At 47.5% G+C, this 26,350-nt stretch carries 28 protein-coding genes; 12 read left to right on the top strand and 16 right to left on the bottom strand.

Annotated features, from left to right (window positions below; translation table 11 throughout):
• Positions 1-9 precede the first annotated feature (9 nt).
• The 4 genes from HAP68_RS18155 to HAP68_RS18140 all read right to left on the bottom strand — a co-directional run bounded on the left by HAP68_RS18155 (position 10) and on the right by HAP68_RS18140 (position 3,389).
• The gene (locus HAP68_RS18155; protein WP_014306081.1) at positions 10-360 is read right to left on the bottom strand and encodes an ArsR/SmtB family transcription factor; all 351 of its coding nucleotides are present in this window, start codon (positions 358-360) and stop codon (positions 10-12) included.
• Positions 361-463: 103 nt separating this feature from the next.
• Positions 464-1,360, bottom strand: a complete 897-nt coding sequence (locus HAP68_RS18150; protein ID WP_014306080.1) for an ABC transporter substrate-binding protein — start codon at positions 1,358-1,360, stop codon at positions 464-466.
• Positions 1,361-1,376: 16 nt separating this feature from the next.
• Positions 1,377-2,390, bottom strand: coding sequence for a FecCD family ABC transporter permease (locus HAP68_RS18145; protein WP_003150856.1), 1,014 nt, complete (start codon positions 2,388-2,390; stop codon positions 1,377-1,379).
• Positions 2,391-3,389 (bottom strand): FecCD family ABC transporter permease, encoded by a 999-nt coding sequence (locus tag HAP68_RS18140; protein WP_046341504.1) that lies wholly within the window; start codon positions 3,387-3,389, stop codon positions 2,391-2,393.
• Positions 3,390-3,630: 241 nt separating this feature from the next.
• Between HAP68_RS18140 and HAP68_RS18135 the strand changes: the two genes are divergently transcribed.
• From HAP68_RS18135 to licH, 7 genes are all read left to right on the top strand, one after another.
• Positions 3,631-4,221 (top strand): DNA-3-methyladenine glycosylase, encoded by a 591-nt coding sequence (locus tag HAP68_RS18135; RefSeq protein ID WP_024085957.1) that lies wholly within the window; start codon positions 3,631-3,633, stop codon positions 4,219-4,221.
• Positions 4,222-4,272: 51 nt separating this feature from the next.
• Positions 4,273-4,407, top strand: a complete 135-nt coding sequence (locus tag HAP68_RS19670; protein WP_369719122.1) for a hypothetical protein — start codon at positions 4,273-4,275, stop codon at positions 4,405-4,407.
• 146 nt (positions 4,408-4,553) lie between these two features.
• On the top strand, positions 4,554-6,509 hold the full coding sequence (licR, locus tag HAP68_RS18130) for a transcriptional regulator LicR (RefSeq protein ID WP_003150860.1): 1,956 nt from the start codon (positions 4,554-4,556) through the stop codon (positions 6,507-6,509).
• 98 nt (positions 6,510-6,607) lie between these two features.
• Complete coding sequence (gene licB, locus HAP68_RS18125; protein ID WP_003150863.1) at positions 6,608-6,916, top strand: PTS lichenan transporter subunit IIB; 309 nt, start codon at positions 6,608-6,610, stop codon at positions 6,914-6,916.
• Between the two features lie 15 nt (positions 6,917-6,931).
• A complete protein-coding gene (gene celB, locus HAP68_RS18120; RefSeq protein ID WP_003150865.1) occupies positions 6,932-8,290 on the top strand; it encodes a PTS cellobiose transporter subunit IIC in 1,359 nt (452 codons plus the stop codon).
• An 18-nt stretch (positions 8,291-8,308) separates the two neighbouring features.
• A complete protein-coding gene (gene licA, locus HAP68_RS18115) occupies positions 8,309-8,641 on the top strand; it encodes a PTS lichenan transporter subunit IIA (RefSeq protein WP_003150867.1) in 333 nt (110 codons plus the stop codon).
• Complete coding sequence (gene licH, locus HAP68_RS18110; protein WP_024085956.1) at positions 8,638-9,966, top strand: 6-phospho-beta-glucosidase LicH; 1,329 nt, start codon at positions 8,638-8,640, stop codon at positions 9,964-9,966. The genes licA and licH overlap by 4 nt, the downstream gene beginning before the upstream one ends.
• A 42-nt stretch (positions 9,967-10,008) precedes the next feature.
• On the opposite strand, the gene HAP68_RS18105 is transcribed toward licH, so the two are convergent.
• The 6 genes from HAP68_RS18105 to HAP68_RS18080 form a co-directional block, all read right to left on the bottom strand.
• On the bottom strand, positions 10,009-11,100 hold the full coding sequence (locus HAP68_RS18105; RefSeq protein ID WP_032857213.1) for a branched-chain amino acid aminotransferase: 1,092 nt from the start codon (positions 11,098-11,100) through the stop codon (positions 10,009-10,011).
• Between the two features lie 183 nt (positions 11,101-11,283).
• Positions 11,284-12,462 (bottom strand): D-alanyl-lipoteichoic acid biosynthesis protein DltD, encoded by a 1,179-nt coding sequence (gene dltD / locus HAP68_RS18100; RefSeq protein WP_024085955.1) that lies wholly within the window; start codon positions 12,460-12,462, stop codon positions 11,284-11,286.
• Positions 12,463-12,699 carry a D-alanine--poly(phosphoribitol) ligase subunit 2 gene (dltC, locus tag HAP68_RS18095; RefSeq protein ID WP_003150875.1) on the bottom strand — a complete coding sequence of 79 codons (237 nt, stop codon included), beginning with the start codon at positions 12,697-12,699 and terminating at the stop codon, positions 12,463-12,465.
• 16 nt (positions 12,700-12,715) lie between these two features.
• On the bottom strand, positions 12,716-13,897 hold the full coding sequence (gene dltB / locus HAP68_RS18090; RefSeq protein WP_003150877.1) for a D-alanyl-lipoteichoic acid biosynthesis protein DltB: 1,182 nt from the start codon (positions 13,895-13,897) through the stop codon (positions 12,716-12,718).
• Positions 13,894-15,405, bottom strand: a complete 1,512-nt coding sequence (gene dltA, locus HAP68_RS18085) for a D-alanine--poly(phosphoribitol) ligase subunit DltA (protein ID WP_003150879.1) — start codon at positions 15,403-15,405, stop codon at positions 13,894-13,896. The genes dltB and dltA overlap by 4 nt, the downstream gene beginning before the upstream one ends.
• A 15-nt stretch (positions 15,406-15,420) precedes the next feature.
• Positions 15,421-15,570: a teichoic acid D-Ala incorporation-associated protein DltX gene (locus HAP68_RS18080; RefSeq protein ID WP_003150882.1), complete on the bottom strand. Its 150-nt coding sequence runs from the start codon at positions 15,568-15,570 to the stop codon at positions 15,421-15,423.
• Positions 15,571-16,013: 443 nt separating this feature from the next.
• Between HAP68_RS18080 and HAP68_RS18075 the strand changes: the two genes are divergently transcribed.
• The 3 genes from HAP68_RS18075 to HAP68_RS18065 all read left to right on the top strand — a co-directional run bounded on the left by HAP68_RS18075 (position 16,014) and on the right by HAP68_RS18065 (position 18,833).
• Positions 16,014-16,949 (top strand): 1,4-dihydroxy-2-naphthoate polyprenyltransferase, encoded by a 936-nt coding sequence (locus tag HAP68_RS18075; RefSeq protein WP_003150884.1) that lies wholly within the window; start codon positions 16,014-16,016, stop codon positions 16,947-16,949.
• 131 nt (positions 16,950-17,080) lie between these two features.
• On the top strand, positions 17,081-17,713 hold the full coding sequence (ywaC, locus tag HAP68_RS18070; RefSeq protein ID WP_007407732.1) for a GTP pyrophosphokinase YwaC: 633 nt from the start codon (positions 17,081-17,083) through the stop codon (positions 17,711-17,713).
• Positions 17,714-17,972: 259 nt separating this feature from the next.
• Complete coding sequence (locus tag HAP68_RS18065) at positions 17,973-18,833, top strand: glycosyltransferase family 8 protein (protein ID WP_003150888.1); 861 nt, start codon at positions 17,973-17,975, stop codon at positions 18,831-18,833.
• A 57-nt stretch (positions 18,834-18,890) separates the two neighbouring features.
• On the opposite strand, the gene HAP68_RS18060 is transcribed toward HAP68_RS18065, so the two are convergent.
• A complete protein-coding gene (locus HAP68_RS18060) occupies positions 18,891-20,636 on the bottom strand; it encodes a S8 family peptidase (protein WP_024085954.1) in 1,746 nt (581 codons plus the stop codon).
• A 161-nt stretch (positions 20,637-20,797) separates the two neighbouring features.
• On the opposite strand from HAP68_RS18060, the gene celB (HAP68_RS18055) reads away from it, so the two are divergent.
• Entirely contained in the window at positions 20,798-22,132 is a 1,335-nt protein-coding gene (gene celB, locus HAP68_RS18055) for a PTS cellobiose transporter subunit IIC (protein WP_024085953.1), read from the top strand.
• Positions 22,133-22,160: 28 nt separating this feature from the next.
• On the opposite strand, the gene HAP68_RS18050 is transcribed toward celB (HAP68_RS18055), so the two are convergent.
• A complete protein-coding gene (locus HAP68_RS18050) occupies positions 22,161-22,544 on the bottom strand; it encodes a VOC family protein (protein WP_003150894.1) in 384 nt (127 codons plus the stop codon).
• Positions 22,545-22,638: 94 nt separating this feature from the next.
• On the opposite strand from HAP68_RS18050, the gene HAP68_RS18045 reads away from it, so the two are divergent.
• Positions 22,639-23,826, top strand: coding sequence for a class I SAM-dependent rRNA methyltransferase (locus HAP68_RS18045; protein WP_003150896.1), 1,188 nt, complete (start codon positions 22,639-22,641; stop codon positions 23,824-23,826).
• Positions 23,827-24,010: 184 nt separating this feature from the next.
• Here HAP68_RS18045 and HAP68_RS18040 read toward each other — a convergent pair whose 3' ends face one another.
• The 4 genes from HAP68_RS18040 to HAP68_RS18025 form a co-directional block, all read right to left on the bottom strand.
• Positions 24,011-24,772 (bottom strand): MerR family transcriptional regulator, encoded by a 762-nt coding sequence (locus tag HAP68_RS18040; protein ID WP_024085952.1) that lies wholly within the window; start codon positions 24,770-24,772, stop codon positions 24,011-24,013.
• A gap of 155 nt (positions 24,773-24,927) precedes the next feature.
• Entirely contained in the window at positions 24,928-25,122 is a 195-nt protein-coding gene (locus tag HAP68_RS18035) for a YwbE family protein (protein ID WP_184123323.1), read from the bottom strand.
• Between the two features lie 130 nt (positions 25,123-25,252).
• Positions 25,253-25,933 (bottom strand): CidB/LrgB family autolysis modulator, encoded by a 681-nt coding sequence (locus tag HAP68_RS18030; RefSeq protein WP_014306070.1) that lies wholly within the window; start codon positions 25,931-25,933, stop codon positions 25,253-25,255.
• Positions 25,915-26,301, bottom strand: a complete 387-nt coding sequence (locus HAP68_RS18025; protein WP_007407725.1) for a CidA/LrgA family holin-like protein — start codon at positions 26,299-26,301, stop codon at positions 25,915-25,917. Before HAP68_RS18025 ends, HAP68_RS18030 begins: the two co-directional genes overlap by 19 nt.
• Positions 26,302-26,350: the final 49 nt, after the last annotated feature.

The raw sequence follows: 26,350 nt of genomic DNA, 5'->3' as shown, positions 1-26,350 counted from the left end.
ATATCCCCCTTACCGGCATGTAACAGTGACTTCTTTTTGCCGCAATGTCTGTAAAACTTCGTCCTTTTCATCTATCTGCTGCAGAATCGAGCAAACCAGCGCGTATTCCGGTCCGGACGGATGAATGGCATAGTACCGCCACTGGCCCTCGCGTCTTTCGCGCACAAGGCCGGCGTTCTTTAATTTCCGCAAGTGCTGGCTGATGCCGGGCTGACTTATATGAAAAATAGCCGTCAGCTCGCAGACACAATATTCCTTATCCTCCAGAAGCTTCAGCATCAAAAGCCTCGTCGGGTCGCTTAGAAGTTTGAGGCACTGGCTGATCCCTTCGGAACTTAAAGCATTATGCCGCCGTTCCATGCGCTCACTCCTTTTTTACACTATTATATAAGCAGACATTTATATAAGTAAACGGCAATATAAAAAAAGCCGGTCTTGCACTTTTTGCAAAACCGGCTCATGTTTATTTTTGGAACAGTTTTTTCGCTTCATCCATTGCTAATTTATTTCCCAGTGCCGAATAATCAAGCCAAGGCTGATCGGCAATTTTATAGACATGGTTTGCTTTCACGGCCTTAAGCCCTTTCCAGACAGCGCTTTTTTGCAATTCTTTATAGGCTTGCTGTGACTTGTCGTCTCTGTTAACGACCACGAAAATCGCATCTGCGTTGTAATCAGGCAGCACTTCTTGAGAAATGACTTCATAAGGGCGGGAGGTATTCATTTCTTTAATGCCGTCAGCCGGTTTCAGCTTCAGATCGTCAAACAGAATCGGTCCCATCGGGCGGCGTGTGCTGAAGACGCGAAGCTCTTTTGCGTTCACGCGGATCGCCATGACTTTGGCGTTTTTCCCTAATTCCTTATTCATCATGGATCTGACTTGTTTTGTTTCATCTTCGTAATCTTGAATAAATGTTTTCGCTTCTTTTTCACGGTTGACGATTTTTCCGATGTCTTTTAAATGATCACGCCATGTGCCTTTATCAAGGTCGAAAACGTGTGTGTTTCCGATTTTCTTGTATTTAGACACATCTTTTCCCGCAAATTCTTTATCAAGATAAATGTTGTCTGGATTCAGCTCAAGTAAAGCTTCCATATCCGGGTCTGAGGCAGGTCCGAGTTTTTTCGTGTCTTTCAGCTGATTTTTCACATGAGGGAGAAAATCTTTTAATTCTCCGCCCACGACGGAACCGGCAGGTGTAACGCCGAGAGCCAGCAGATCATTTGTCAGGTGAATGGACATCGAAGCGATTTTATGATCGCCGGATTTCTTTTTTGACTCCGGCTGTGATGAATCGGATTGGCAGGCAGCCAGTAAGAAAATACACATGAAACTGATGAGCGCAATTATTTTTTTCATGGGAATACTCCTTGTTTTATGATTTGATTTTCATGACGAGATAGAGAAAATACGGCGCGCCGATGGCTGCCGCAACCACGCCGGCCGGAATGGCGTTCGGCTGAAACAAAGACCGGCCGATGGTGTCTGCCGCGACAAGAATGACAAGGCCGATTAATCCAGCAATCGGAATAATATGCTGATGCATGGTGCCGACGAGCCGTCTTGCCAAGTGAGGGGCGGCAAAGCCGATAAAGCCGATTCCGCCGGCCATCGCGACGCTCGCGCAGGACAAGCCGACCGCTATGGCGATCAGCATGATCCTTTTTCTCTGCACGTGTGCGCCGAGCCCCGCGGCTGCCTGGTCACCGAGCATTAAAATATTCAAAGACCGGGCGTTAAGCCATGCAAGCGGTGCGAGAATGCCGATCCAGGGCAAAAGCGACCACACGTGAATCCAATCCCTGCCCCAGACGTTTCCCACCAGCCAGCGGGAAGCGAAGGTATAAGTTTCTTCATTCAGGCGCAGCGACATAAACAATGTAACGGCGCTGAAGCCCGCGGAAACGGCGATCCCGACCAACAGCATGCGGATCGTTAAAAAACCGTTCAGCCTGTCGTACGTAAGCACTACGATCAGCAGGGCGGCGAGTGTTCCGCCCGCAAACGTAAACAGCGGGATGAACATCGACGCCTGCGCCTCCAGGGAATGAAAGAATGTGATATACATCATCAAACCGAAGGAAGCGCCGGCATGCAGTCCGAGAATGCCCGGATCGGCAAGCGGATTTCGGGATACACCCTGCAAAATAGCGCCTGACACGCCTAAGCCGATACCGGCCAGCATCGTCACCAGTATCCGGGGGAGCCGGTAATCGAATAAAACGGTTGTGCTTTGAAACGTGCCGTAACCGAACAGCGTTTTTCCCACGGTGAGGGGAGAAAGCCGGAATGAGCCCGTGTGCAGCCCGATCAGAATAATGCAAACGGCGATGACCAGCAGAACGAGACCTGCCGCCGCCGCTTTTTTTGTTTCTTTCTGCACTTTCATTTATAAGTCTCTCCCTTCCTTGCGGGCAATATAAAGAAAGAAAGGGACACCGACAAGTGCCACCATGATGCCTATCGCCAATTCTCTCGGGGGACTGACCGTGCGTGAGGCCAAGTCGGCCAAAATCAAAAGAATCGCGCCGAGCAACGCGGACATCGGAATAATCAGCCTGTACGTAACGCCGACGATCTTGCGGGCGATATGAGGAATGACCAGCCCGACAAAGCCGATCGCGCCGGCAGCGGAAACAGACACACCGGCAAGAACGACGGCGATCATTAATCCCGCGGCACGCGTCAGAGCCGTGTTCACCCCTAAATTCGCCGCCACGTCATTTCCCATTGAGAGAAGGGTGACGGACCTGCCCATGAATGTCGCGAGAATGATGAAGACCGCAATCACGGGAACAAGGACTTGTAAATGAGCCCACTTGATCCCCGACACCCCGCCGGCGTACCAGAAGGCCAAATCCTGGCTTAAATCGTAATAAATCGCTACACCGGTACTGAGTGAATGTAAAAGCGCGGCCACGACCGCCCCGGCAAGCGTCACCTTTAAAGGTGTCATGCTGCCTTTTCCCGCCGCACTGATAAAGAAAATCAAGCCGGTGCTTGCCAGTGCTCCCAAAAATGACATCACCATCAGCAGGGCGTATGACAAATGAGGGAAAAAAGCAAAGCTGAGCGCAACAACAAACATGGCGCCCGCGTTTACGCCTAAGACACCCGAATCGGCAAGCGGATTTCTCGTGACACCCTGCATGAGGGCGCCGGCTGCGGCAAAAGCGGCTCCTGTAACGGCCGCGCCGAGCACTCTCGGAAGACGCAATTCATGAATGATCTGCTGGCCCGTTATGTTCGGATTGTAATCAGCAACAGCCGACCAAACCGTATGTAAAGTAATGTCTTTCGCGCCGAATGAGACGGCGAAAAAAATAGAAACAAGCAGCCCGACCACCGCGATCAGGAAGAAAACCCCGTTTTTTAAGATGCTGATCAGACGGCTTGCGGACGTGACAGAATCGCTCAAAAATCAATTCACCTACTTTTATGATCATTGTCCGGCATTTATTGAATATGAGAATCATTTTCATTTGAACCATCATATTATACCGGGCCGATTTTCAAAACGCAATAGAGTGTTCAACAATGATGCCCTTTTTTCTTTCATGTTTATATTGTAAAAAAGAAGTGAAAAACGTGAAAGAGGAAATCGCTATATTCAGAAAGGAGGGAGGCAAATGGCGGGAGAAGGAAAGCCTTTGCCGATTGAATTTTACCAGAGACCGTCAGTGGAGCTTGCCCCTTTATTGCTCGGCTGTCTCCTTGTGAAGGAGACGGATGAGGGAACGGCTTCAGGTTATATCGTGGAAACGGAAGCTTATATGGGAGCGGGTGACCGGGCGGCGCACAGTTTCGGCAACCGGCGCACGAAACGGACGGAAATTATGTTCCATGAGGCGGGCCGCATTTATACATACGTCATGCACACTCATACATTAATGAACGTCGTCGCCGCGGACATCGGCATTCCGCAGGCCGTGTTAATCAGGGCGGCGGAGCCTCATGAAGGACAGTTCCTGATGGAGAGCAGGAGACCGGGCAGACCCCCGAGAGAGTGGACAAACGGCCCGGGAAAACTGACGAAGGCGATGGGCATTTCAATGAACGACTACGGCGGCATGATCACGGAACCGCCGCTGTATATTACGGAGGGCTTTACGCCTGAACATATATCAACAGGCCCGAGAATCGGGATTGACAACAGCGGAGAAGCCCGGGATTATCCGTGGCGCTATTGGGTGACGGGGAACCGGTATGTCTCACGCTGACCATGTTTATAAACGCTGATAACAGGGGAAAGACAAGGTAAAAGAAAGGGGATTCAGACATTGAAAAAATTTTTCAAAACGATTATCAAATGGGCGCCCGTCATCTATCCGATTATCAGAAAAATCATAAAAGAACGGAAGGCATCTAAGCGGAACCGCATGTCCGCATCCCGAACAGCCGGCTGATCCGGCTGTTTTTTTACGGTCTTGGCATCGGATTGCCGCATTGACTTGAAATCCTCCCCAGTATAGAATTTACATACATTTACCCCTTCCTCATTCTTTTTGCCCATTTTTCACATCTGCATCTGATCTGATAGGAGGTTTTTCTCATGCTTCATGGGCGGCTTCGTGAACTTCTGCGCTTGCTTTTAGCTGCTGAAACACCGGTTACAAGCTCAGTCATCGCTGCAAATGTAAAGGTAACGACGCGGACGGTCCGCAATGACATAAAGGAACTGCAAACCATTGTAGAAAAACACGGCGCATCCATTCAATCTGTCAGAGGGAGCGGCTATAAGCTGCTGATCCGGAATGAGCAGCCGTTTAAAAACTGGCTTCAGGACAATTTCCAGCAGAACAGCACCGTGCCGATTTTTCCCGATGAACGGATAGATTACCTGATGAAAAGAATGCTTCTGGCCGACGGCTACCTCAAGCTGGATGACTTGGCGGAAGAACTGTTCATCAGTAAATCCACACTTCAATCTGATTTAAAAGAAGTCAAAAAACGGCTCCGCCCCTATGACATCATTTTGGAAACAAGGCCGAACTACGGCTTTAAGCTGCGCGGCGAAGAGCTCCGCCTCCGTTATTGTATGGCGGAATACTTAGTGGACGACCGCGAGCCCGAGCCTGATCTCCTGAGTGAAAAGGCCGGTATTCTGCCGAAAGACGACATTCATGTGATCCGCACAGCCATTATGAAGCAGGTTCGAAACCATAAGATCCCGCTTTCTTTCTTCGGCCTGAACAATCTCATCATCCATATCGCCATTGCCTGCAAACGAATCCGGACAGAAAACTATGTATCTCTCATTCCGGAAGATCTTCATGATATTAAGCTCGAAACAGAATATCAGTCAGCGGAAGCCATCGTAAAAGAGCTTGAATCTGCGCTTTCGGTCACCTTTCCCGAACAGGAAACCGCCTATATCGCCATTCACCTGCTCGGGACAAAGCGCATGACCCAGTCACAAATGGAAGGAAAAGAGCTTACAAGGCTGATAGACGGGGAAACCAGCCGTTTGACGGAGGCCATGATTGAAGCCATTGAGCGGGAGCTGAAGCTCGGAATCACGGACGACAATGAGCTGAAAGCGGGTCTTGCGCTCCATATCAAGCCGGCGATTAACCGAAACCGGTACGGAATGAACCTGAGAAACCCGATGCTCTCCGCCATAAAGGAGAATTATCCGCTCGCATTTGAAGCGGGAGTGATTGCGGGAATCGTGATCAAGGAGCAAACCGGCATTGATATTCATGAAAATGAGATCGGGTATTTGGCGCTTCATTTCGGAGCCGCCATTGAAAGGAGAAAGACGGAACGGCCGCCTAAACGCTGTCTGATTGTCTGTGCGTCCGGCGCCGGCAGCGCGCAGCTTTTAAGAGAAAAGCTCCGTTCCCGGTTCGCAAAACGTCTTGAAATCGTCGGAACGGCTGATTACTGCAGCCTTGACCAGCTTTCCTTTGAGTCGATTGATTTTGTGGTCAGCACAGTGCCGATCAAAAAAGACCTGCCCGTTCCCGTATTGAAGGTTCATACGCTGCTGGGCGGCGGGGATTTTACAAAAATCGACGCCATGCTGGAAGAAAATCGGGAACAATTGAACTTTCTGAAACCGGAGCTGGTATTTTTGCAGCAGGATCTGGAGACGAAGGAGGACGTCATCCGTTTTCTCGGACAGCAGGTTGCAGAAGCCGGCCTCGCTTCTGATTCTCTGACCGATTCTATTTTTGAAAGGGAAGCGATTTCTCCTACGAGTTTCGGCAATCTTACGGCGATTCCGCACCCGCTCGTTCCGCAGACAGACACGACGTTTTGGGCGGTATGCACGCTGAAGAAGCCGATTGACTGGGCGGATAAGCGTGTCCAATTTGTCTGCCTGCTCTGCGTCGAGAAAGAAAGCAAAGCCGACCTCCAGCATATGTACAAATGGCTCGGCGGCATGTTGGATGATCCGGCCGCGGTAAGCCGTCTCTTAAAATGCACAACCTATCAGGAGGTTTTACGAGTATTCAGAGACAAACGATCAGAGAAAGACCGGGATACACCTTTTTTCCGTTAGCAGCGGAAAAAGCCTGAGTAGTTATGAAAGCGATTTCATAATATGATGTTACTAACATCGAGACATACAAAATATCAAACTTTCAGGAGGTCTTTTACATGAATATATTACTCGTTTGTGCAGCAGGGATGTCAACAAGCTTACTCGTCACCAAGATGGAAAAAAGCGCGCAGGAACAAGGAAAAGAATATAAAATCTGGGCGGTGTCAGGCGATTCAGTCAACCAGCATATTGATAAAGCGGACGTATTGCTGCTTGGGCCTCAAGTCCGTTATTTGCTTCCGCAGCTGAAAAAATTGGGTGAATCAAAAGGAGTGCCGGTTGAAGTCATCAATACCGTCCATTACGGCACTTGCAACGGAGCGGAGGTTCTGAAATCAGCGGAACAGCTCGGAAACGCATCGTAGAAAGGGGCGGGCCGTGTGAATAAGGTGAACCAGTTTTTAGAAGAGAAAGTCATGCCCATTGCCGGAAAAATTGCCTCCCAGCGGCATCTGCAAGCACTGCGTGACGGAATCATCCTCACCATGCCGCTTATCATCATCGGTTCATTTTTTCTGATCATCGGCAACCTGCCGATTCCGGGATATGCGGATTTCATGGCGAAGACGTTCGGAAGCGCCTGGTCTCAAAAACTGCAATATCCGGTTGATGCGACCTTTGAAATCATGGGCCTTGTCGCCGCTTTCGGAATCGCCTACCGCCTGGCTGAAAAATACGGGGTGGACGCATTATCGGCCGGTGCGATATCTTTGGCGGCGTTTCTCTTGGCAACGCCGTACAAAGTTCCGTTTCTGCCTTCCGGCGCAAAAGAGGAAATCATGGTGGGCGGCGGCATCCCGCTGTCTCTCATGGGAAGCAAAGGGCTGTTTGTCGCGATGATCATCGCCATGCTGTCGACGGAAATTTACCGCCTGATCATCCAGCGGAATTTCGTCTTCAAAATGCCGGACGGCGTGCCTCCGGCGGTCAGCAAATCATTTGTCGCTTTAATTCCCGGCTTTGCCGTCATCTTTCTGATCTGGGGTGCGCGTTTAATTGTCGAAGCGACGCCGTTTGAAAGCCTTCATAACATTGTAAGCGTTGTACTGGGGACGCCGCTCTCGATTCTTGGGGGAAGTCTCGGCGGAAGCCTGGTAGCCGAAGCGGTTCAAATGCTCTTGTGGGCGTGCGGATTACATGGGGCGAACATTGTCGGCGGCGTCATGGCGCCGATCTGGTTCGGAGCGATGGATGCCAACCGGGTTGCGTTTCAGGCAGGCGATGCGCTGCCGAATATTTTCACCCAGCAGTTCTTTGAAATCTGGATCAACATCGGCGGAAGCGGCGCGACACTGGCGCTCGTGGTCACCATGTTTCTCCGTTCGCGAAGCAAGCAGATGAAGCAGCTTGGGAAACTCGCCATCGGGCCGGCTGTCTTTAATATTAATGAGCCGATTATTTTCGGAATGCCGATCGTCATGAACCCGATGCTTCTCATTCCGTTCATCATCACACCGCTTGTCACACTGGTCTTTACCTATATCGGCATGAGCACAGGCCTCGTCGCCAAACCTGCCGGCATTGCCGTCCCATGGACGATGCCGCCGATTTTCTCCGGCTATCTTGCCACGGGCGGAAAAATATCAGGGGCTGTCATGCAGGCGATTAATATCATCACAGCCTTTATCGTGTACTATCCGTTCTTCAGAATGTGGGATTCGCAAAAGCTGAAAGAAGAAAACGAACTTGAACAATCGCAGGCGCCAGCCGTACAGGGAGACGAAAAAGCCGTGCTGTAGAGAAAGGGAGTGAAACACATGAATGAAAAAATGGAACAGACCATTTTTCAGATCATCCTGCATGGCGGCAACGGCAGAAGCGCATCAATGGAAGCCATTGCCGCCGCAAAGCGGGGGGACAGAGCCATGGCCGAGGAAAAGCTTCAGGAAGCCGCAAGGGAACTGACCGAAGCCCATCATTACCAGACAGAATTGATCCAAAATGAAGCCGGCGGAGAAAAAACAGACATGACGCTTTTAATGGTGCATGCGCAGGATCATTTAATGAATGCCATGACCGTGAAAGACTTGGCCGCTGAGTTAGTCGAGATTTACGAAAAAGTGAGTCTGCAAGGGGGAGCAAAAATATGACAAAAGGAATTAAAATTGTAACGATCGGCGGAGGTTCAAGCTATACACCGGAGCTTGTGGAAGGCATCATTAAGCGCTATGAGGAACTGCCTGTCAGAGAATTATGGCTCGTCGACATTCCCGAAGGCGAGAAAAAACTCAATATCGTCGGCACGCTTGCAAAACGCATGGTCGAAAAAGCGGGTGTTCCGATAGAGATTCACCTGACGCTTGACCGGAGAGAAGCCTTGAAGGATGCGGATTTCGTAACGACTCAATTCCGCGTCGGTCTCCTTGAGGCCCGCGCCAAAGACGAACGGATTCCGTTAAAATACGGCGTAATCGGCCAGGAGACAAACGGTCCGGGCGGTTTATTCAAAGGGCTGCGCACCATCCCGGTTATTCTGGAAATCGCGAAAGACATCGAAGAGCTTTGTCCGAATGCGTGGCTTGTGAATTTCACAAACCCTGCCGGCATGGTTACCGAGGCCTTGCTCCGCTACTCGAATCTCACAAAAGTCGTCGGCCTCTGCAATGTGCCGATCGGCATTAAAATGGGCGTCGCAAAAGCATTGGATGTGGATGTCAGCCGGATCGAAGTGCAATTTGCCGGACTGAATCACATGGTCTTCGGGTTAGATGTTTTCTTAGACGGCGTCAGCGTGAAGGATCAAGTCATTGAAGCCATGGGAGACCCGGAAAACGCCATGACGATGAAAAATATTTCCGGAACGGAATGGGAGCCTGAATTCCTGAAGGCGCTCGATCTGATTCCTTGCGGCTACCACCGCTATTATTTCAAAACGAAAGAAATGCTCGAGCATGAAATAGAAGCATCACAGACGGAGGGCACACGCGCCGAGGTCGTGCAGAAGGTTGAGAAAGAACTGTTCGAACTGTACAAAGATCCGAATCTCGCCATCAAACCGCCGCAGCTGGAAAAACGGGGCGGAGCGTACTACAGTGACGCGGCCTGCAACCTGATCAGCTCCATCTATAACGACAAACATGATATCCAGCCCGTCAATACGATCAACAACGGCGCGATCGCCAGCATTCCGAATGACTCAGCGGTCGAAGTGAACTGCGTCATGACGAAAGACGGTCCGAAACCGATCGCCGTCGGTGATCTGCCGGTGTCTGTCCGCGGACTCGTCCAGCAAATCAAATCATTTGAGCGCGTCGCCGCTGAAGCAGCCGTCACGGGAGATTATCAAACGGCGCTTCTTGCGATGACGATCAACCCTCTTGTCCCGTCAGACTCCGTGGCAAAGGCCATTCTGGATGAAATGCTTGAGGCTCACAAAGAACATCTGCCCCATTTCTTTAAGTCGATTGAAGCATAAGAGCAATAAAAAAAACCCCGGATTTGCTTCCGGGTTTTTTGCTTATTTTGATTCGCTTAGTGAGGCGACTTTCGTCGTCCAGCCGAACACGTCGGCTTCCGCGCCTTTTTGAATGCCTGTAATGGTATCATACAATTTCTTCGAGATCTCTCCGGTTTCACCGCTGCCGATGACAAGACTTTCATCATTCCAGATCAGTTCGCCGACCGGAGAAATGACCGCCGCCGTACCGGTTCCGAATGTTTCTTCCAATCGGCCGTCGCGATGCGCCTGGATGATTTCATCGATCGAAATCTTCCGCTCGGACACAGTCAGTCCCCAATGTTTGAGAAGGGTGATGACGGAATTCCTCGTAATTCCTTCAAGAATGCTTCCGTTCAGCTCCGGCGTCACGATTTCGCCGCTGATTTTGAAGAAGATGTTCATGCTGCCGACTTCTTCGATGTATTTTTTCTCAATGCCGTCAAGCCATAAAACCTGGGAAAATCCCTTCTCTTCCGCAACCTGCTGCGCTTTCAGGCTTGATGCGTAGTTGCCGGCGGTTTTCGCGTTTCCGGTGCCGCCTTTGACGGCGCGCACGAATTCGTTTTCCACGGCGATTTTTACCGGTTTAATGCCTTCTTTGTAATAAGAGCCGACCGGGGAAAGAATGATAAACAGCTTGTACGTATGGGATGCCGCTACACCGAGGAAAGGCTCGGTCGCAATAATAAACGGACGGATATAAAGGGAAGTGCCTTCCGCTTTCGGAATCCAGTCTTGGTCGATGGCTACGAGCTGTTTCAGGCCTTCAAGAACAAGCTCTTCATCAATGAGCGGGATGCAAAGGCGGTCATTTGACTGGTTCAGGCGCTCCATATTTTTCTCCGGTCTGAACAGAAGCACTTCCTGATCCTTCGTTACATACGCTTTAAGCCCTTCAAAAACGGTTTGGCCGTAATGATAAACCATGGCCGCAGGATCCATTGAGATGGACTGATAAGGGATAATTCTCGGATCATACCAGCCTTGATCGGCGTCGTAATCCATAACAAACATATGGTCGGTGAAAATTCTGCCGAACGCAAGGTTATGGGGGTCCGGTTTCGGTTTTTTGGCTGAAGTCAATTCAACACGAATGTCTTGTTTCATAATGTTCTGTCTCCCTATTGGTGTTATTGTCAAACTTATTTGAAAATAATTTATATTCTATTGTATACCTTCAACAAATATTCGCAATAGTTTTCCTCAAATTTGTGAAAAAATCAAATCACATAAAAAGCAGGGGAGAGAATGCCCCCTGCGTGTTCGTTTTTACGTATTCTGTCATCACCGTGCTCAGTGAACCGTCACCTTGCCGGTTTTGTAAAACTGCTCCATTGCTTTATCGACGTACACCCAGCCCTTCCAGGCGATATGGATGGTGTCTTTCATAAAGTACGGATCATATTCGTGCCCGGATAAGTCGGCAACCTGAAAGCCCTTCGCTTTAATTTGCTTAGTGACTTTTTTGTAGTAATCAGTCCGGCCTTTTTTCGGGAAGCCGGTGTAGTCATACCATTTTCCGTTGACCGGAATAACTACGAACATCGGTTCAGCGCCGGCATCTTTCAGAATGTTCAGCATATCCTCAAAGTCGTGATATTCGACTGATTTGGCGTACGTTCTTCCTTTGTTGATTCCTTTCACTCTCTTTACTTTCTTCTTAATCTTTTTATAAGAAGCGTCATCTATATAGAAAGGATTGGACGTGGAGCTCCGTTCTCCTAATTGAGCGGCGGCTGTTTTTAACTCTGACCACGATTTCCCTTTCAGGTTTTCAGAGATCGTCCGTTCAGGGCCCTTGGTTACTCCCATTGAATAATAAAGATCTTTTTTCTCAAGCAGAGAATAATAAGCTTTGGCAGCCGGCATGACCGCTTTCACTTTCCATGATTGTCCGTTGACCATTCCCTTGTATAATTCAGAAAGGACGGCATCATGCTGAACAACTTTAAAACGGAGCATGCGCTTCATCATGTTCTTTTTGACCGCGGGATCAATCTGGTTATTAAATGCTAAATCCAATGCCTGAAGTGATGAAAAATTCGGCGCAAAGTGCTGTTCATCAGAACCTTTTTTGATAAACCATTGCGGAGAAACAATGAATACCAGCTTTTTGCCCTTCAGCTGCTGATAATGCGCCGCAAAGTTCATGGCGTGTATCAAGGATTGGTCCCCGCCTTTTCCGACAAGATAAGGCGTAAAGCCTTGGTTGTTCACTTGGAAATAGTTGGACGGGTGAAACTCATCCAGTCTTGAAAGCTCGGAAGAACCGAAAATCGGCATATACTTCGAGTCTTCGAACATTTTGTTTTGCAGATAGAGGCCCTGGAACATATTCGGATTTAAGGCCGCTGCCGACTCTTCGACACGTTTTTCAGGAATGAAGCGCGTAAGCCATGAAGCCGGAACTGCGATAGCTCCGACAAACAGGACAAACGCTAAAATAATTGGTCCAAAGAAACGCTTTTTCATTTACTTCAACTCAGTCAGTTTGTTTACAATGTTGTTTGGCGTATTCCACTCGTCACGGTCAAATTCAGTGATCGGCACTGTAATGCCGAAGCGGTTTTCGATGGCGACAAGCAGTTCTACAGTTCCGAAAGAATCAAGCAGTCCTTCTTCAAAGATTTCAATATCAGGATTTTCTTTCACAGCGTCCTCCTGACAAACTTCAGCTAATACGTCTAATACTTCCTGTTTAAATTCCATGTGTTTTCAATCTCCTTTAGTGATGAAATGGTTTTCCTGAGAAAATATAAAATCCGAAACATACGAAATGGAATGTGATGACGATGGCTAAAAAGGCCGTAAAACGATTGGCGGGCAGCCACTTGTATTTCTTATTCCATTTCTCAAAAAAGTTATACCCGGTCATTAATACGGCGTGGTAAAGGCCGTATATAATATATTGCAGGGCGAGTCCGTGCCAGACGCCCATCAGCATGAACAGCAGGAAATACCCGATGTTCGAGACGGCCATCCGGTTCTTTATCCATTTTTTCTTTGTCATCCAGAATACAAAGCGCATAAATACGTAGTCTCTGAACCAGAAGGATAAGGACATGTGCCAGCGGTTCCAGAAGTCTTTAATGTTTTTGCTGATAAACGGCTTATTAAAGTTTTCCGGAGATTTGATACCCATGATATAGCTTACACCGACGGCAAACATCGTGTAACCCGCAAAATCAAAAAACAGGTACAAGCTGTATCCGTACATGTACAGCACATTACCCCACAGTTTACTGTGGGTGATATGAGACAGATTCATAATGAAATACGTGTTAATCGCATATCCGATAATGAATTTGTACAAGAAACCGATAAAAATTTTATGAATGCCGGTATACAGTAAATCAGCGTATTCTCCCTTTGTCCATACTTTCTGTTCGTCCTTGGCAAATCTGCGGTATCTGTCGATCGGACCGGAAGAAATGGTCGGGAAAAACATAATAAAGTACAAAAGGCGGTGAAGCGGCATTTTTTCTTTAATCAGTCCGTCTCTCGTTTCCATGATCAGCTGGACGCCTTTAAATGTCAAATAAGAAATTCCTAAGAAACTGATCAGGTTATGAACCGGATGATGAGGCGCCGGCGGGAAGAAAAACGGCCATAATTTAGATAAAAACAGGGGTAAAATGGACGCGATCACGGCCATACTGAAGACAAAGCCGCTGTTGGCTTTCAGTCTGTAAGCGAGATAACCCCTGATTAAAAGCACCTGCCACAGCGTAAAGATACATAGTGCGATCACGCCGTGCAGATCATGCGCGAAAATCAAAGCCAATACGATGATGGATATAAACATGTTGTATCCTTGGAATCTCTTGCCGTTCAGCCCTAAAATAATCGTCGGCAAAAGAAGGATTCCAAGTAAGATAAAGAAGAAAAACGAGCTGTAAGGCGTCATACAAGAACCTCTTCGCCAATGCGTTTACGGTCGATTTTTCCGTTCGCAGTCATTTGAATGTGATCCTGATAAATGAATTTTCTCGGAATCATGTAGGCCGGAAGCGAAGCGGCCAGTTCTTTTTTAATGGCGCTTGTCAGCTGGAATTCTTTTTCAAAATCATGTTTTTCAGGCACGATGGCGGCAATTAAATATTCGACTGGTCCGTTAGGCTGATACGGGATGACAACCGCCGTCTGCACATATTGAGACTGCCTTACATGTACTTCGATTTCCTCCAGCTCCATGCGGTAGCCGTGAAGCTTAATCTGGAAATCAAGGCGTCCTTGGCAGAAAATCTGACCATCCTGAACATAACCGGCATCACCCGTGTGATATGCCCACTGGCCGTCAATTGAGAAAAACGCTTTTTCCGTCAGAGACGGTTCACCGAGATAGCCTTTGCTCACGCTCGGGCCGGCGATGATGATTTCCCCTTTTTCTCCGTCCGGAAGCTTATTCCCGTTTTCATCCATGATGAAGATATTCATATCGGGTTTTGCAAAACCGACGGGCAGAGATTCATTTTCATCGATAATCTGCTGCGTAATTTCAACGGAGGTGACGGCAACCGTTGTTTCAGTCGGGCCGTATGTATTGAATACGCGGGCCTTCGGAAAACGGTTTAACAGTTCCTGTGCCACGGCAGCCGGAAGCGCTTCTCCGCAAAACATAAATACTTCTGCCTCAGGCAGGAGCTCCTGCGTAAAGCCGGGATCCATCAGACACATTTGGACGAAAGACGGCGTCGATGTCCAGACGTTCAGTTTGGATTTCTCCAGCTCTTCAAATAGTACTTTCGGTTTATTGATTTTGTCTTTCGTTACGCAGTGCAGCGTACCTCCCGTTTGAAGCGACGGGAAAATGTCCATAACAGATAAATCAAAAGAAAACGGAGCTTGGTTTAAGAATGTCTTACCCCCGCCCACAGGAAAATCCCTGCAGATCCAGTCAGTGAAGCTTTGCAGGTTATCAGCCGATATCTGCACGCCCTTCGGATTTCCCGTGCTGCCGGACGTGTAAATAATGTAAAACGTATCCAGCTCTTTTACCCAGTTCTCACGGCTGAGGTCTGCATCTCCGTCAGCTGCAAGCTCTTCGGGCGTAACGGTTTTAATCAGATTGCTTCCCGTATCGACTGCATCGCCCGATACGCTGATAAGCAGCTCTGCGCCTGAGCTTTCAATGATTTTGACGATCCGCTCCGCCGGAATGGAAACATCGACAGGGATGTAAGGGCGGCCCGCTTTGACGCTTCCCAAGAAAGAAACGATCATATTCGGCTCCATATGTCCGTAAACCAGGACAGGCGCTTTCGAACCGTCAGCCGTATGTTTTTGAATGCCGGACGCAACCCGCTCCGACAAATCCCATAATTCCCCGTAAGTGAGGGAATGATCTAAGGAACGAAACGCTTCGGCCTGCGGCTTGGCGTCTGCGTATGTTTTTATAGCATCAAGTAGTTTCATAGTTATCCTCCCCGATTAGAAATCGTTGTAAATATAAGTGCCGGTATTCGCTGTATGAAATCCATACATCCAAAAGAGCAATACTAATATCAGAAAATAAAAGCCCGTATGAAACGTCCATTTGATCAATGTATTTTCATAAGCACGTTTTAATTTTTGCATCATATTCAAAATTCCTTCCCCGCGTATTCAATAATTACACCAGTATATGACGATTAGATTAACAAAAAGTTTCAAAATATGTCTAATATCCTAAGCTTAAAATTTCCTTAAAAATGAATGAGAAACAAAAGGATGGAAAACACGCATGTATAAATTGGCAAATGATCATACTAAAAAGGCGCTGTTCAGGCGGGATTTTTAACTTATCGTAAATATAAACGAGGTAAAAAAATTTTGGCGGCTTTTTCTTAAGCAGGCTTGTGCCGAACCCCAATGGAGAAGGGCGAAAAGCCGTTTCCGGCAGGATAGCTGATAAAGCGCCGCATCTTGTGAAATGAGGAAGAAATTATTATGATAGATAAGGTAGCAGAAAACGTGAAAACCCCAATTCAACACTACTGTTATCGGCTGACTGTGAAAGCCTTTTAATAGAAAGGAAGAGGAAAATGAATCAAAACAATATGGGGGGCAGCCAAAAGACGCCCGAGAAAGAAAGCATGGGCCGCATTTTGTGGCAGCTAACCCGCCCTCATACATTGACGGCATCGTTTGTGCCCGTACTTCTCGGCACCGTATTGGCGATGTTTTACGTAAAGGTTGATTTCCTGCTGTTTTTGGCCATGCTGTTTTCCTGCCTTTGGATCCAGATCGCCACGAACTTATTCAATGAATATTACGATTTTAAACGCGGTTTAGATACGGAGGATTCCGTCGGTATCGGCGGAGCGATCGTCCGCCACGGCATGAAGCCGAAAACAATTCTGCAGCTGGCGCTCGGCTCTTATGCGATTGCTCTCGTGCTCGGTGTTTATATCTGCATGAGCAGCAGCTGGTGGCTTGCGGCTATCGGCCTTGCCGGCATGCTGATCGGCTATCTGTATACGGGCGGCCCGCTGCCGATTGCGTATACACCGTTCGGGGAACTGTTCTCCGGCATTTGCATGGGCTCTGTATTTGTCCTTATTTCTTTCTTCATTCAGACAGGCAGAATTAATGAACAGAGCATTTTGATTTCCATCCCGATCGCCATCCTGGTCGGAGCGATTAACCTGTCCAACAATATCCGTGATATTGAGGAAGATAAAAAAGGCGGACGTAAAACGCTGGCCATTTTGATGGGGCATAGAGGGGCCGTTATGATACTGGCGGCATCTTTTGCCATCGCTTACATCTGGATCGTCGGTCTTGTCATCATGGGTTACACAAGCCCGTGGCTGTTCCTGGTCTTTTTGAGCGTGCCGAAACCCGTTCAGGCCGTGAAAGGCTTTGTGAAAAACGAAATGCCGATGAACATGATTATTGCGATGAAATCAACGGCGCAAACCAATACATTCTTCGGATTCCTGCTTTCAATCGGACTCCTGATCAGTTATTTCCGCTGATCAAATGAAAGGGCAAATGCTATAACCGGCATTTGCTTTTTTTTATGACATAATCTTCACGATATTGTAAAGAACCTGACCGCGGACTGACCCGTCTCATATATGGACAGCAAAGCAAGGAGATGAAAAAAATGGACTTGTCAACAGCCCATATGGATGATTTGAAAACGGTCATGGAAGATTGGAAAAATGAATTATTAGTTTATAAATTCGCTTTAGATGAGCTGGATACGAAGTTTTCTATCATCAGCCAGGAATATAATCTGATTCACGGGCATAACCCGATCGAGCATACAAAATCACGCGTGAAAAGTTTTGAAAGCATCGTTAATAAACTGATGCGCAAAGGCTGCGATGTGACGACGCAGGAAATGAAAGAGCATATTCATGATATCGCGGGTGTCAGGATTATCTGTTCCTTTATTTCCGATATTTATAATGTCGCTGAGGTTCTGAAGCAGCATAAGGACCTGAAGATCGTAAAGGTGAAGGATTATATCAAACATCCGAAGCCGAACGGCTACCGCAGCCTGCATTTGATTATTGAAATTCCCGTTTATTTGACGAATCGTGTGGAATATGTGAAGGCGGAAATTCAAATCCGCACCATCGCCATGGATTTTTGGGCGAGCCTTGAACACAAAATTTATTACAAATTAAATAACGAAGTCCCAAAGCATCTGACCGACGAGCTGAAGGAAGCGGCGGACATCGCCCATTATTTAGACGAAAAGATGCTTGGGATTAAGAAAGAAGTCGATTAAACGATTGACCCGTCACAACCAGCCGGACCGCTATTATACGCAGTCCGGCTGGTTGTTTTTATGTTTAGGTGTTTTCGCTTTCCCGCGCGATGTATTCTGACGATGATTCAGGCTGAAATCCTGATTGAATTTGAATAGAGAATGCAATAGATATCAAATCGCAAACAGCACATTCCCGCAGAAAAAATGTGTAAGATTGAGGTTTACTTTTTAAAAAAAGGGAAAGACATTTGTACAACAAAAAGGGAGATGAATATCAGTGGGAAAGAATGAAACAATGCATATCGTATCATGTGCCGATGATAATTATGCTCGTCATTTGGGTGGGATGTTCGCTTCTTTATTGATGAATATGGATAAAACAAGGAATGCCAAATTATATGTGATCGACGGCGGAATTACTGCCGAAAACAAGGACAAGCTTGAACAGACTGCGATGTCATTCGGAACGCCGCTTGAATTTTTAGAAGTAGACGCTGATCAATACAAGCATGCAGTCGAAAGCAGCCACATTACAAAAGCGGCTTATTACCGCATTTCTATCCCTGATTTAATTAAGGATGAGTCCGTAAAGCGGATGATTTACATCGATTGCGATGCAATTGTGATGGAAGATATTTCGGTTTTATGGGACTTGGATATTTCCCCGGCAATAGTTGCGGCGGTAGAAGATGCCGGACAGCATGAAAGACTGAAAAAAATGAATATCAGCGACACTGCCAAGTATTTTAATTCCGGTATTATGATTATAGATTTCGAACCTTGGAGAAAACAGAATATTTCTAAAAAAGTGATTGATTTTATCAATGATAACAGCTCGGAGGATTTTCTCGTGTTTCATGATCAGGACGCGCTTAACGCGATCTTATATGATCAATGGCATGAACTGCATCCGCGCTGGAACGCGCAGACGCATATTATCATGAATGAGAAAACGCCTCCTGAACTGATCGACCGTATACGTTACAGAGAAACACGTGCCGAACCGGCCATCGTCCATTTCTGCGGCGGGGACAAGCCTTGGAATACAGGCACCTCGCACCCGTATCGTGATCATTATTTCCGATATATGTCCTTTACGAAATGGAACACGATTGACCGCCCGGCCATGAACCAATAGGCAGGTGTGATGAAAACGCTTGTGAAGCCGTTGATCGGCTCACAAGCGTTTTTTTTATTATTTCACCCGAATCGCACGCACGCGTTTTTGCAGGCTGGTCTTTTCGGCAGACGGCTTCAATCGGCTGACTGCCGTTTGCGCCGCTGATTTTGCTTTTTTCGTCTTGGTTTTTTCCGCCGTTTTTACTTTGTCCCTTGCCTGCTGCCGGTTGAGTTTATCTTTTATCCAGCCAAGCCGTTTTTCCAGAGCGGTTTTTTCTTTTCCCGGCTGGATTTCGCTGACTGCTTTTTGGGCTTTTGCGGTGTTGGCCTCAGAAGTCTTTTTTTCCGCCTGCTTGACGCTGGCCTCAGCAGTTCTCAAAAGGCTTGAGTTGACAGCGTTCAGCCGCTTTTGCAGCCCTTTTTTCTCTGAACCGGCCGGTAATTTGCGAATGGCGCTTTGTGCGGCATTGACGGCGGTTTTTTTCTTTTGTTTTTCGGCAGTCCGGACTTTGTCTCTTGCGTCCGTCACATTTCTTGCCGTCTGAACTTTATTGATCCGCGCCTCGAGAGCGGTTTTTCCCTTTAACTTGGACAGTTTGCTGACTGCCGTTTTTGCTTCATTGATATCTGCCTGCTTTTTCGTCTTTTCCGCTTTTATTACGGCCCGTTCGGCAAAGCCCTTTTGTTTTGTGTGATATTGCGCCAGTCCGTAGCCGAATCGGCTGTCACGTCCGGGAGCGCCCAGATCTTTGACGTTCTGCTGCATCTGCTGCCGGAGCTGTGTATTTGCTTCCTCCGGATATTTCTGCCTGAGCAGCGCGAACATGCCGGTGACGTGCGGCGCGGCTTGAGATGTGCCGTCAGCTGTGGCGTACATTTGATTCAGATACGTGCTCGTAATATTAGTGCCGGGTGCGGCAAACTCAATTTGTTTTCCGGTCGTGGAAAAAGCCGCGAGCCCGTTTTTTTCAGTTGACGCTGAGACTGCCGTTACGCTGCTGTAGGCGCCCGGATAATTGACGGGTTTTTTATTGCCGTCGTTTCCTGCGGCAGCAACGATCACGATTCCTTTTTTGTAAGCTTTGTCAACGGCGTCGTGAAGACTTTTGCTGTCTGCGTTTGTCCCGAGGCTCATATTGATGATGTCCATTTTATTGGCGATCGACCAGTCGATCGCTTTAAGAAGGCTTTTGAGATCTCCCGCTCCTTTTCTGTCTAATGCTTTAACCGCATATAACCGGACATCCGGCGCGATGCCGTCGATGCCGTATCCGTCATGTTTGGCCGCAATGATTCCGGCGACATGCGTCCCGTGTCCGTTGTCATCTTTGTATGAGGGAGTATAGCTGACTGCGGAATAGCCTCCGGCAATGGAGAGATCATCATGAGGGTAAATGCCGCTGTCAATGACAGCCACTTTCACCTTTTTTCCCGTCAAGCCTTCTTTCCACGCCTGCTTAACCTGAGTCGGTTCGATATCCCATTGCGGCAGCACGTAACTGCTGCTTTGGGCCGCTGATAACGGGCGGATATCAGAACCGCCTGCTGCCTGAAAGGATACATTCTCTTCTACATATAAGATGTCAGGGTCCTGTTTCAGGTCTTTCACCGTTTGCGAATCGGCTGACACGGCGACTGCCGGAAGATGCTGATAGGTCTGTTCCACATCCGCTCCGCTGTCTATGGCGGATTCCTTGCCGTTTTGATTTTTGTACACCACGATAACGTCCCGGTCATGCGTCTCGGCGTGCGCGGGCGCCGCGGCGGAGAACAGGCTGATGCACAAGGCCGCGGCCATTATCGGTTTCAGGGTGTGATACATTGCAATTCCCCCTTTTTCTTTATATATCGGCAGTGCGGAATTCTTTTTTTCCTGAGGGATAAGGAAAATTTCTGTATGCAAATGTAAGCGTTTCCAAAATATGATGGAGAAAATGCTTTAAGACATCTGCGCAATGAACTCAAAAAGGGGGTTTTTGATAAATGAGTACGTTCAATCGGGTCATGGAAGAAAAAATCATGCCTGTCGCCGGAAAAGTCGCCGGCCAAAGGCACTTAAGAGCTTTGCGGGACGGCATTATTTTGACTATGCCGCTTATCATCATCGGATCGGTTTTTCTGATTCTGACGAGTCTTCCGATTCCCGGTTATGCCGATTTTATGGCTGGTCTTTTCGGTGAAAATTGGGTTGAAAAACTCGGGTATCCCGTGAATGCGTCCTTTGACATTATGGCGCTTGTCGCCGCCTTTGGGATTGCTTACCGGCTTGCGGAAAGCTATGAGGTGGATGCCCTGTCGTCGGGAGCCATTGCCCTTGCCGCCTTTTTATTGGCGACGCCGTATCAGATTCCGTTTATCCCTGACGGCTCGTCAACAGAGATTATGGTGGGAGGCGGCATACCGATTTCGCTGCTCGGAAGCAAAGGTCTGTTTGTCGCGATGATCATTGCAATGCTGTCTACGGAAGTGTACCGGTTTATTATACAAAGAAATATCGTCATTAAGATGCCTGACGGAGTGCCGCCTGCGGTCAGCAAATCGTTCGTTGCGCTCATCCCCGGTTTCATTGTTATTACGCTTGTATGGCTGGCCCGTCTGTTTATTGAAATAACTCCTTTTAAAAGTCTCCACAATGTCGTAGGCGATCTGCTGGGCACCCCGCTGTCTATTTTGGGCGGGAGTCTCGGCGGAAGTCTTATCGCCGAATTCGTGCAAATGCTGCTTTGGTCGTGCGGCATACACGGCGCGTCCATTATCGGCGGCGTCATGTCGCCGATCTGGTACGGGGCGATGGACGCCAACCGTTTGGCTTTTCAGGCGGGAGAAGCGCTGCCGAGCATTTTTACGACACAGTTCTTTCAAATATGGATTAATGTCGGCGGAAGCGGAGCGACGCTTGCCCTTGTGCTGACCATGCTTGTGCGCTCCAGAAGCAAACAGATGAAACAGCTCGGCCGTCTCGGCATCGGGCCCGCGATTTTTAACATTAACGAACCGATTATTTTCGGGATGCCGCTCGTCATGAATCCGCTGTTAATCGTGCCCTTTATCATCGCGCCGCTCTTGACCATTACGGCGACGTACATCGGGATGAGTACGGGGATGGTGGCAAAACCGGCGGGAATCGCCGTACCGTGGACGATGCCGCCGCTGATTTCCGGTTATTTGGCGACGGGCGGGAAAATCTCCGGTTCGGTCATGCAGCTGATCAATCTCCTGATTACATTTATCATTTATTATCCGTTTTTCCGAATTTGGGATCTTCAAAAATGGAGAGAGGAACGGGCGGCGGAACAAAACGTCACAGAAGAAACATAAAAAAAAACGGGCGCTTTCGCCCGTTTTTTTAACGCTGGAAAAATTCGATCCATTCGCCGTCAGGTCCTTCAATGTAAAAGTAGCGGTATCCGTTCGGAAGCGTCGTGATTTCTTCATCAATGAATACGGCGCCCTGACGCTTCGCATGCGTGAACTCCGCCGCGATATCTTCAGTCAATAAAGCGACATGGTGCACTTTTCCTTCTGCGGGAAGCTCGCTGCTGTAGCCCTGGATCAGCTCAATTTCTGTCTCCGGCCCTTCTTGAAAGCCGAGAAAGGCAAGTTCAATAATGCCGTTCGTATGAGTGATACGATCCTTTAACTGCATACCGAGAACGTCTTGGTAAAAGGCGATGGATGTTTCAATATCTTTGACCATAATGCCTGTATGGTCGATTCTTTTGGCTGTCATGGTTTTCCCCCTGTTTTGAATTTTTCGGGACAATGCGGTGTTGATCATGTTTTATGGTACGATAAGAGAAAGCAAAACGAAAGAGGAATGCACAATGAAGCTACTTACAGTGAAAGATACATTTGCCGGAAAGCTGAAAAAAGGATTCCCCCTGATTGAAAAAGACGCTCTGTCCGGAAGCTCGGCTCATTTAACAGAGGGCGATCTTTTTGATGTGACATCCGAGAAGGGCGAGTTTATCGGAAAAGGCTATTACGGTTTGCAGAATAAAGGAGTCGGCTGGGTGCTGTCCCGCGCGAGAGATGAACGGATCGACGGACGTTTCTTTCTGGACAAGCTGAAAAAAGCGGCTGAAGCAAGAGCCCATCTGTTTAACGCGCCCGATACGACGGCGTTCCGGCTTTTCAACGGTGAGGGCGACGGCATCGGCGGCGTCACGATTGACTTTTATGACGGTTATCTGCTGATTCAATGGTACAGTAAAGGAATTTACGCTTATAAGGACAGCATGATTGAGGCGATTGACGGACTGGAGCTTTCTTATAAAGCGATCTATGAAAAGAAACGATTCGATACTGCCGGGCAATACGTGGAAGACGACGATTTTGTCAAAGGCGAAAGAGGAGATTTTCCGGTCATTGTTCAAGAAAACGGCATACGGTACGCGGTGGATTTAAACGATGGGGCGATGACGGGCATTTTCTTAGACCAGCGTCATGTACGCAAAGCGATTCGGGACAAGTATGCAAACGGCAGACGGGTGCTGAATACGTTCTCTTATACGGGGGCATTTTCCGTTGCGGCGGCGCTTGGCGGAGCTGAGAAAACGACCAGCGTCGATGTCGCCAACCGCAGTCTCGCAAAAACGATTGAACAGTTCAGCGCCAACGGAATTGATTATGAGGCGCATGACATTAAGGTCATGGATGTTTTCAAATACTTCGGCTATGCGGAGAAAAAAGGGCTGGCGTTTGACCTCATCATCCTTGATCCGCCTTCTTTCGCCCGCACAAAAAAACGGACGTTCAGCGCGGCGAAAGATTATAAAAACCTGCTGAAGGAAACGATCGCCATCACCGCAAAAAACGGCATCATCGTCGCTTCGACAAACAGCAGCGCCTTCAATATGAAGAAATTTAAAGGTTTTATAGAGACCGCCTTTAAAGAAACAAATGAGCGTTACGACATTTTGGAAGAATACACGCTTCCGGAAGATTTCAAAACGATTCCCGCGTTTAAAGAAGGGAACTATTTGAAGGTTGTTTTCTTGCGGAAAAAATAGGATATCATTTATAGCGTGGAAAGAGGGGGAAAAGAAAACCCTCTTCCATCGCTTTAATACGGGACAAAATAATCTTCATATCTTACTGTTTAAAGAAAAAAACCGCTATTACTTAGTATCTCATCTGTGCCGAGTAAAGTGGCCTCACTAATCCCTCCGCCCAATTGTATCCTCGATAATGATTTTAATGGGCACCACCCTTTTTTTGAGTATCTATATAAATTGTAATGGCATCACTCATGAGCTTCGCCAACCCTTCACCATACCGGTCGATGTTCTTAGTGAAGCGTTCATCTTTAATATAGAGTTGACCTAATCCGTAAAAGGCATCAAAAGAATATTCACCAAAATTTTCATTGAGAAAATCAAACCACTCTTTGATAGCTGTTTGTACGTCTGGGGAATCGGGAGATTGGTTAATAAGGAGTGCAAATTTATTGAACATTGCAGTCCACTTATCAGATAAATCTTTTTGCTCACCATCAGTCATGTTTTTCAATCTAATATTTACCTTATCGACAGGTTGATCACCCCACCGTTTGCGGGCTTCTTGCTCATAAAGATTATGATTGAAGTTCATTCCCTCAAACCGCTCTTTGTTCGTCATGCAAATCTCTCCCATCATATGTTTGATTGATTTATCGATGGTTTCAATCATCTTATCGACTCTATTCCGTTTCTCAATCAACATTTTCTTTTGTAAAATGAATGCTTCCCTTCGGTTAAATGAAGGATTAGTAATGATTTCTTTAATCTCTTTTAAGGAGAAATCGAGCTCCTTGAAAAATAGTATCTGCTGCAGCTGTTCAAGATTCTCTTCAGAATAAAGCCGATAACCGGAATCGGTCGTTTCCTGAGGAGTCAATAATCCAATTTGATCGTAATGATGGAGAGTGCGTATGCTTACTCCAATCAGGTCAGCTACTTCTTTTACTTTCATACCCATTACGTTTGCCGCCTCCTTAATGGCTACTTTAAAGTATTACGCAACGTAAGAGTCAATAGTTGGTTAAAAATTTTTTGTATATAAAGGGAGAACATATGAGGATTTCATTGCTGAAATTAAAGAAAAAAAGCCGGGCGTGAAGCTCCGGCTTTTTTCTATTCAATAATGTGCTGCACTCGGCCGATTCGCCCGTCTTCAAGGCGGACCTTAATGCCGCGCGGGTGGAAGCTTGAGTTCGTCAAAATATCCTTCACGATTCCTCTTGTCAGCTTTCCTGAATGCTGATCGGCTTTCAGGACGATATCGACTTCAAGTCCTTTTCTGATGCTGCTTCGCTGCTGGCCGTTCATATGACACATCCGTTCTTCAGTCTTTTCACTTCATGTCTTATCATATCGTGTTTTCGTCTTTTTATGAAGGACAGACAAATCAATTCTTCATGGCCAACTAAAAAAAGACCGCTCTGTAAGGAGCAGTCTTTTATGACATAAACGAAAGCAAAATCGGGGCCGCGCACAGTGTCATAATCGCGGCGAGAATCATGGACACGCTTGAGATCGTTCCTGATACGGAGCTGAGCTCAAATGCTTTAGATGTTCCCGCTCCGTGCGCGCTAGTTCCGAGCAGCACGCCCCGGGCAATTTCGTTATCAATGCGGAAATAGCGGATGACCATCGGCCCGATGATCGTTCCCAATAAAGCCGTTAAAATGACGAAAACCGCTGTAACGGCCGGCATCCCGCCGATCATTTCTGAAACGTTCATGGCAATCGGCGTCGTCACGGATCGCGGCACGAGACTGTCGACTAAGCTGCTGCCGAGATTGAACCATTTTGCGATAAAGGCTGTTGACAGAATGGCGATACATGAACCGACCGCTACGTTCAAAATAATTTCCACGGCGTATTTCTTTAAAATCGGGAAATATTTATAAAGCGGGATGGCGAACGCCACTGTTGCCGGCTGAAGCATATCGGTCAGCAGTCCGCCGCCGAGATTGTATGTCTGATACGGGACATTGACAAGAAGCAGCAGTACGACCAAAACAGCGGGCGTAATCAGAAGCGGCGACGTATACACCCGCGGAAAACGAATGTAGAGTTTTTTCGCGCCCAAATACACTAAGACAGTTAAGAATAAACTTATGATTCCGATGAACACGTTTGTTTTTTCTCCTTTCTTTTTGCTATCAGCTGTGTAAGCGTACCTGTTGAAACCATCACGACAAATGTGCTGATGACGACGACAAGTAAAATGCTTACGCCGAATTTAGACATAATATCTCCGTATTCAATCACTCCGACGGCAGACGGGATGAAAAACAGCAGCAGCTCACCGAGGAGCCATGCTGCGCCAAGCTCAATCCATTCAAGTTTGATAATCTTGAAATGCAATAATGTGAAAAGAATCACAATCCCGATTATACTGCCGGGAATATTTATATGAAGAGCCGCCGTGACCCAATTGATCAGACGCGCAAATATAAACAGCAGAGCGATTTGAATAACGGTAAGCAGCAATTTTTTCATAATGATGCCTCCCTTATATTTATATTGTACAGAAGGTTTTGCTATAGGT

This window comes from Bacillus sp. Bvel1 (genome assembly GCF_014872755.1).
GTDB lineage: Bacteria > Bacillota > Bacilli > Bacillales > Bacillaceae > Bacillus > Bacillus velezensis.
This window is presented reverse-complemented; position numbering and strand designations above follow the sequence as displayed.

Bases quoted from the DNA above. Each gene is read 5' to 3' on its own strand.
- HAP68_RS18155 (WP_014306081.1), bottom strand. From the start codon at position 360: ATGGAACGGCGGCATAATGCTTTAAGTTCCGAAGGGATCAGCCAGTGC.
- HAP68_RS18150 (WP_014306080.1), bottom strand. From the start codon at position 1,360: ATGAAAAAAATAATTGCGCTCATCAGTTTCATGTGTATTTTCTTACTG.
- HAP68_RS18145 (WP_003150856.1), bottom strand. From the start codon at position 2,390: ATGAAAGTGCAGAAAGAAACAAAAAAAGCGGCGGCGGCAGGTCTCGTT.
- HAP68_RS18135 (WP_024085957.1), top strand. From the start codon at position 3,631: ATGGCGGGAGAAGGAAAGCCTTTGCCGATTGAATTTTACCAGAGACCG.
- licR (WP_003150860.1), top strand. From the start codon at position 4,554: ATGCTTCATGGGCGGCTTCGTGAACTTCTGCGCTTGCTTTTAGCTGCT.
- licB (WP_003150863.1), top strand. From the start codon at position 6,608: ATGAATATATTACTCGTTTGTGCAGCAGGGATGTCAACAAGCTTACTC.
- licA (WP_003150867.1), top strand. From the start codon at position 8,309: ATGAATGAAAAAATGGAACAGACCATTTTTCAGATCATCCTGCATGGC.
- licH (WP_024085956.1), top strand. From the start codon at position 8,638: ATGACAAAAGGAATTAAAATTGTAACGATCGGCGGAGGTTCAAGCTAT.
- dltD (WP_024085955.1), bottom strand. From the start codon at position 12,462: ATGAAAAAGCGTTTCTTTGGACCAATTATTTTAGCGTTTGTCCTGTTT.
- dltC (WP_003150875.1), bottom strand. From the start codon at position 12,699: ATGGAATTTAAACAGGAAGTATTAGACGTATTAGCTGAAGTTTGTCAG.
- dltB (WP_003150877.1), bottom strand. From the start codon at position 13,897: ATGACGCCTTACAGCTCGTTTTTCTTCTTTATCTTACTTGGAATCCTT.
- dltA (WP_003150879.1), bottom strand. From the start codon at position 15,405: ATGAAACTACTTGATGCTATAAAAACATACGCAGACGCCAAGCCGCAG.
- HAP68_RS18080 (WP_003150882.1), bottom strand. From the start codon at position 15,570: ATGATGCAAAAATTAAAACGTGCTTATGAAAATACATTGATCAAATGG.
- HAP68_RS18075 (WP_003150884.1), top strand. From the start codon at position 16,014: ATGAATCAAAACAATATGGGGGGCAGCCAAAAGACGCCCGAGAAAGAA.
- ywaC (WP_007407732.1), top strand. From the start codon at position 17,081: ATGGACTTGTCAACAGCCCATATGGATGATTTGAAAACGGTCATGGAA.
- HAP68_RS18060 (WP_024085954.1), bottom strand. From the start codon at position 20,636: ATGTATCACACCCTGAAACCGATAATGGCCGCGGCCTTGTGCATCAGC.
- celB (WP_024085953.1), top strand. From the start codon at position 20,798: ATGAGTACGTTCAATCGGGTCATGGAAGAAAAAATCATGCCTGTCGCC.
- HAP68_RS18050 (WP_003150894.1), bottom strand. From the start codon at position 22,544: ATGACAGCCAAAAGAATCGACCATACAGGCATTATGGTCAAAGATATT.
- HAP68_RS18045 (WP_003150896.1), top strand. From the start codon at position 22,639: ATGAAGCTACTTACAGTGAAAGATACATTTGCCGGAAAGCTGAAAAAA.
- HAP68_RS18040 (WP_024085952.1), bottom strand. From the start codon at position 24,772: ATGGGTATGAAAGTAAAAGAAGTAGCTGACCTGATTGGAGTAAGCATA.
- HAP68_RS18035 (WP_184123323.1), bottom strand. From the start codon at position 25,122: ATGAACGGCCAGCAGCGAAGCAGCATCAGAAAAGGACTTGAAGTCGAT.
- HAP68_RS18025 (WP_007407725.1), bottom strand. From the start codon at position 26,301: ATGAAAAAATTGCTGCTTACCGTTATTCAAATCGCTCTGCTGTTTATA.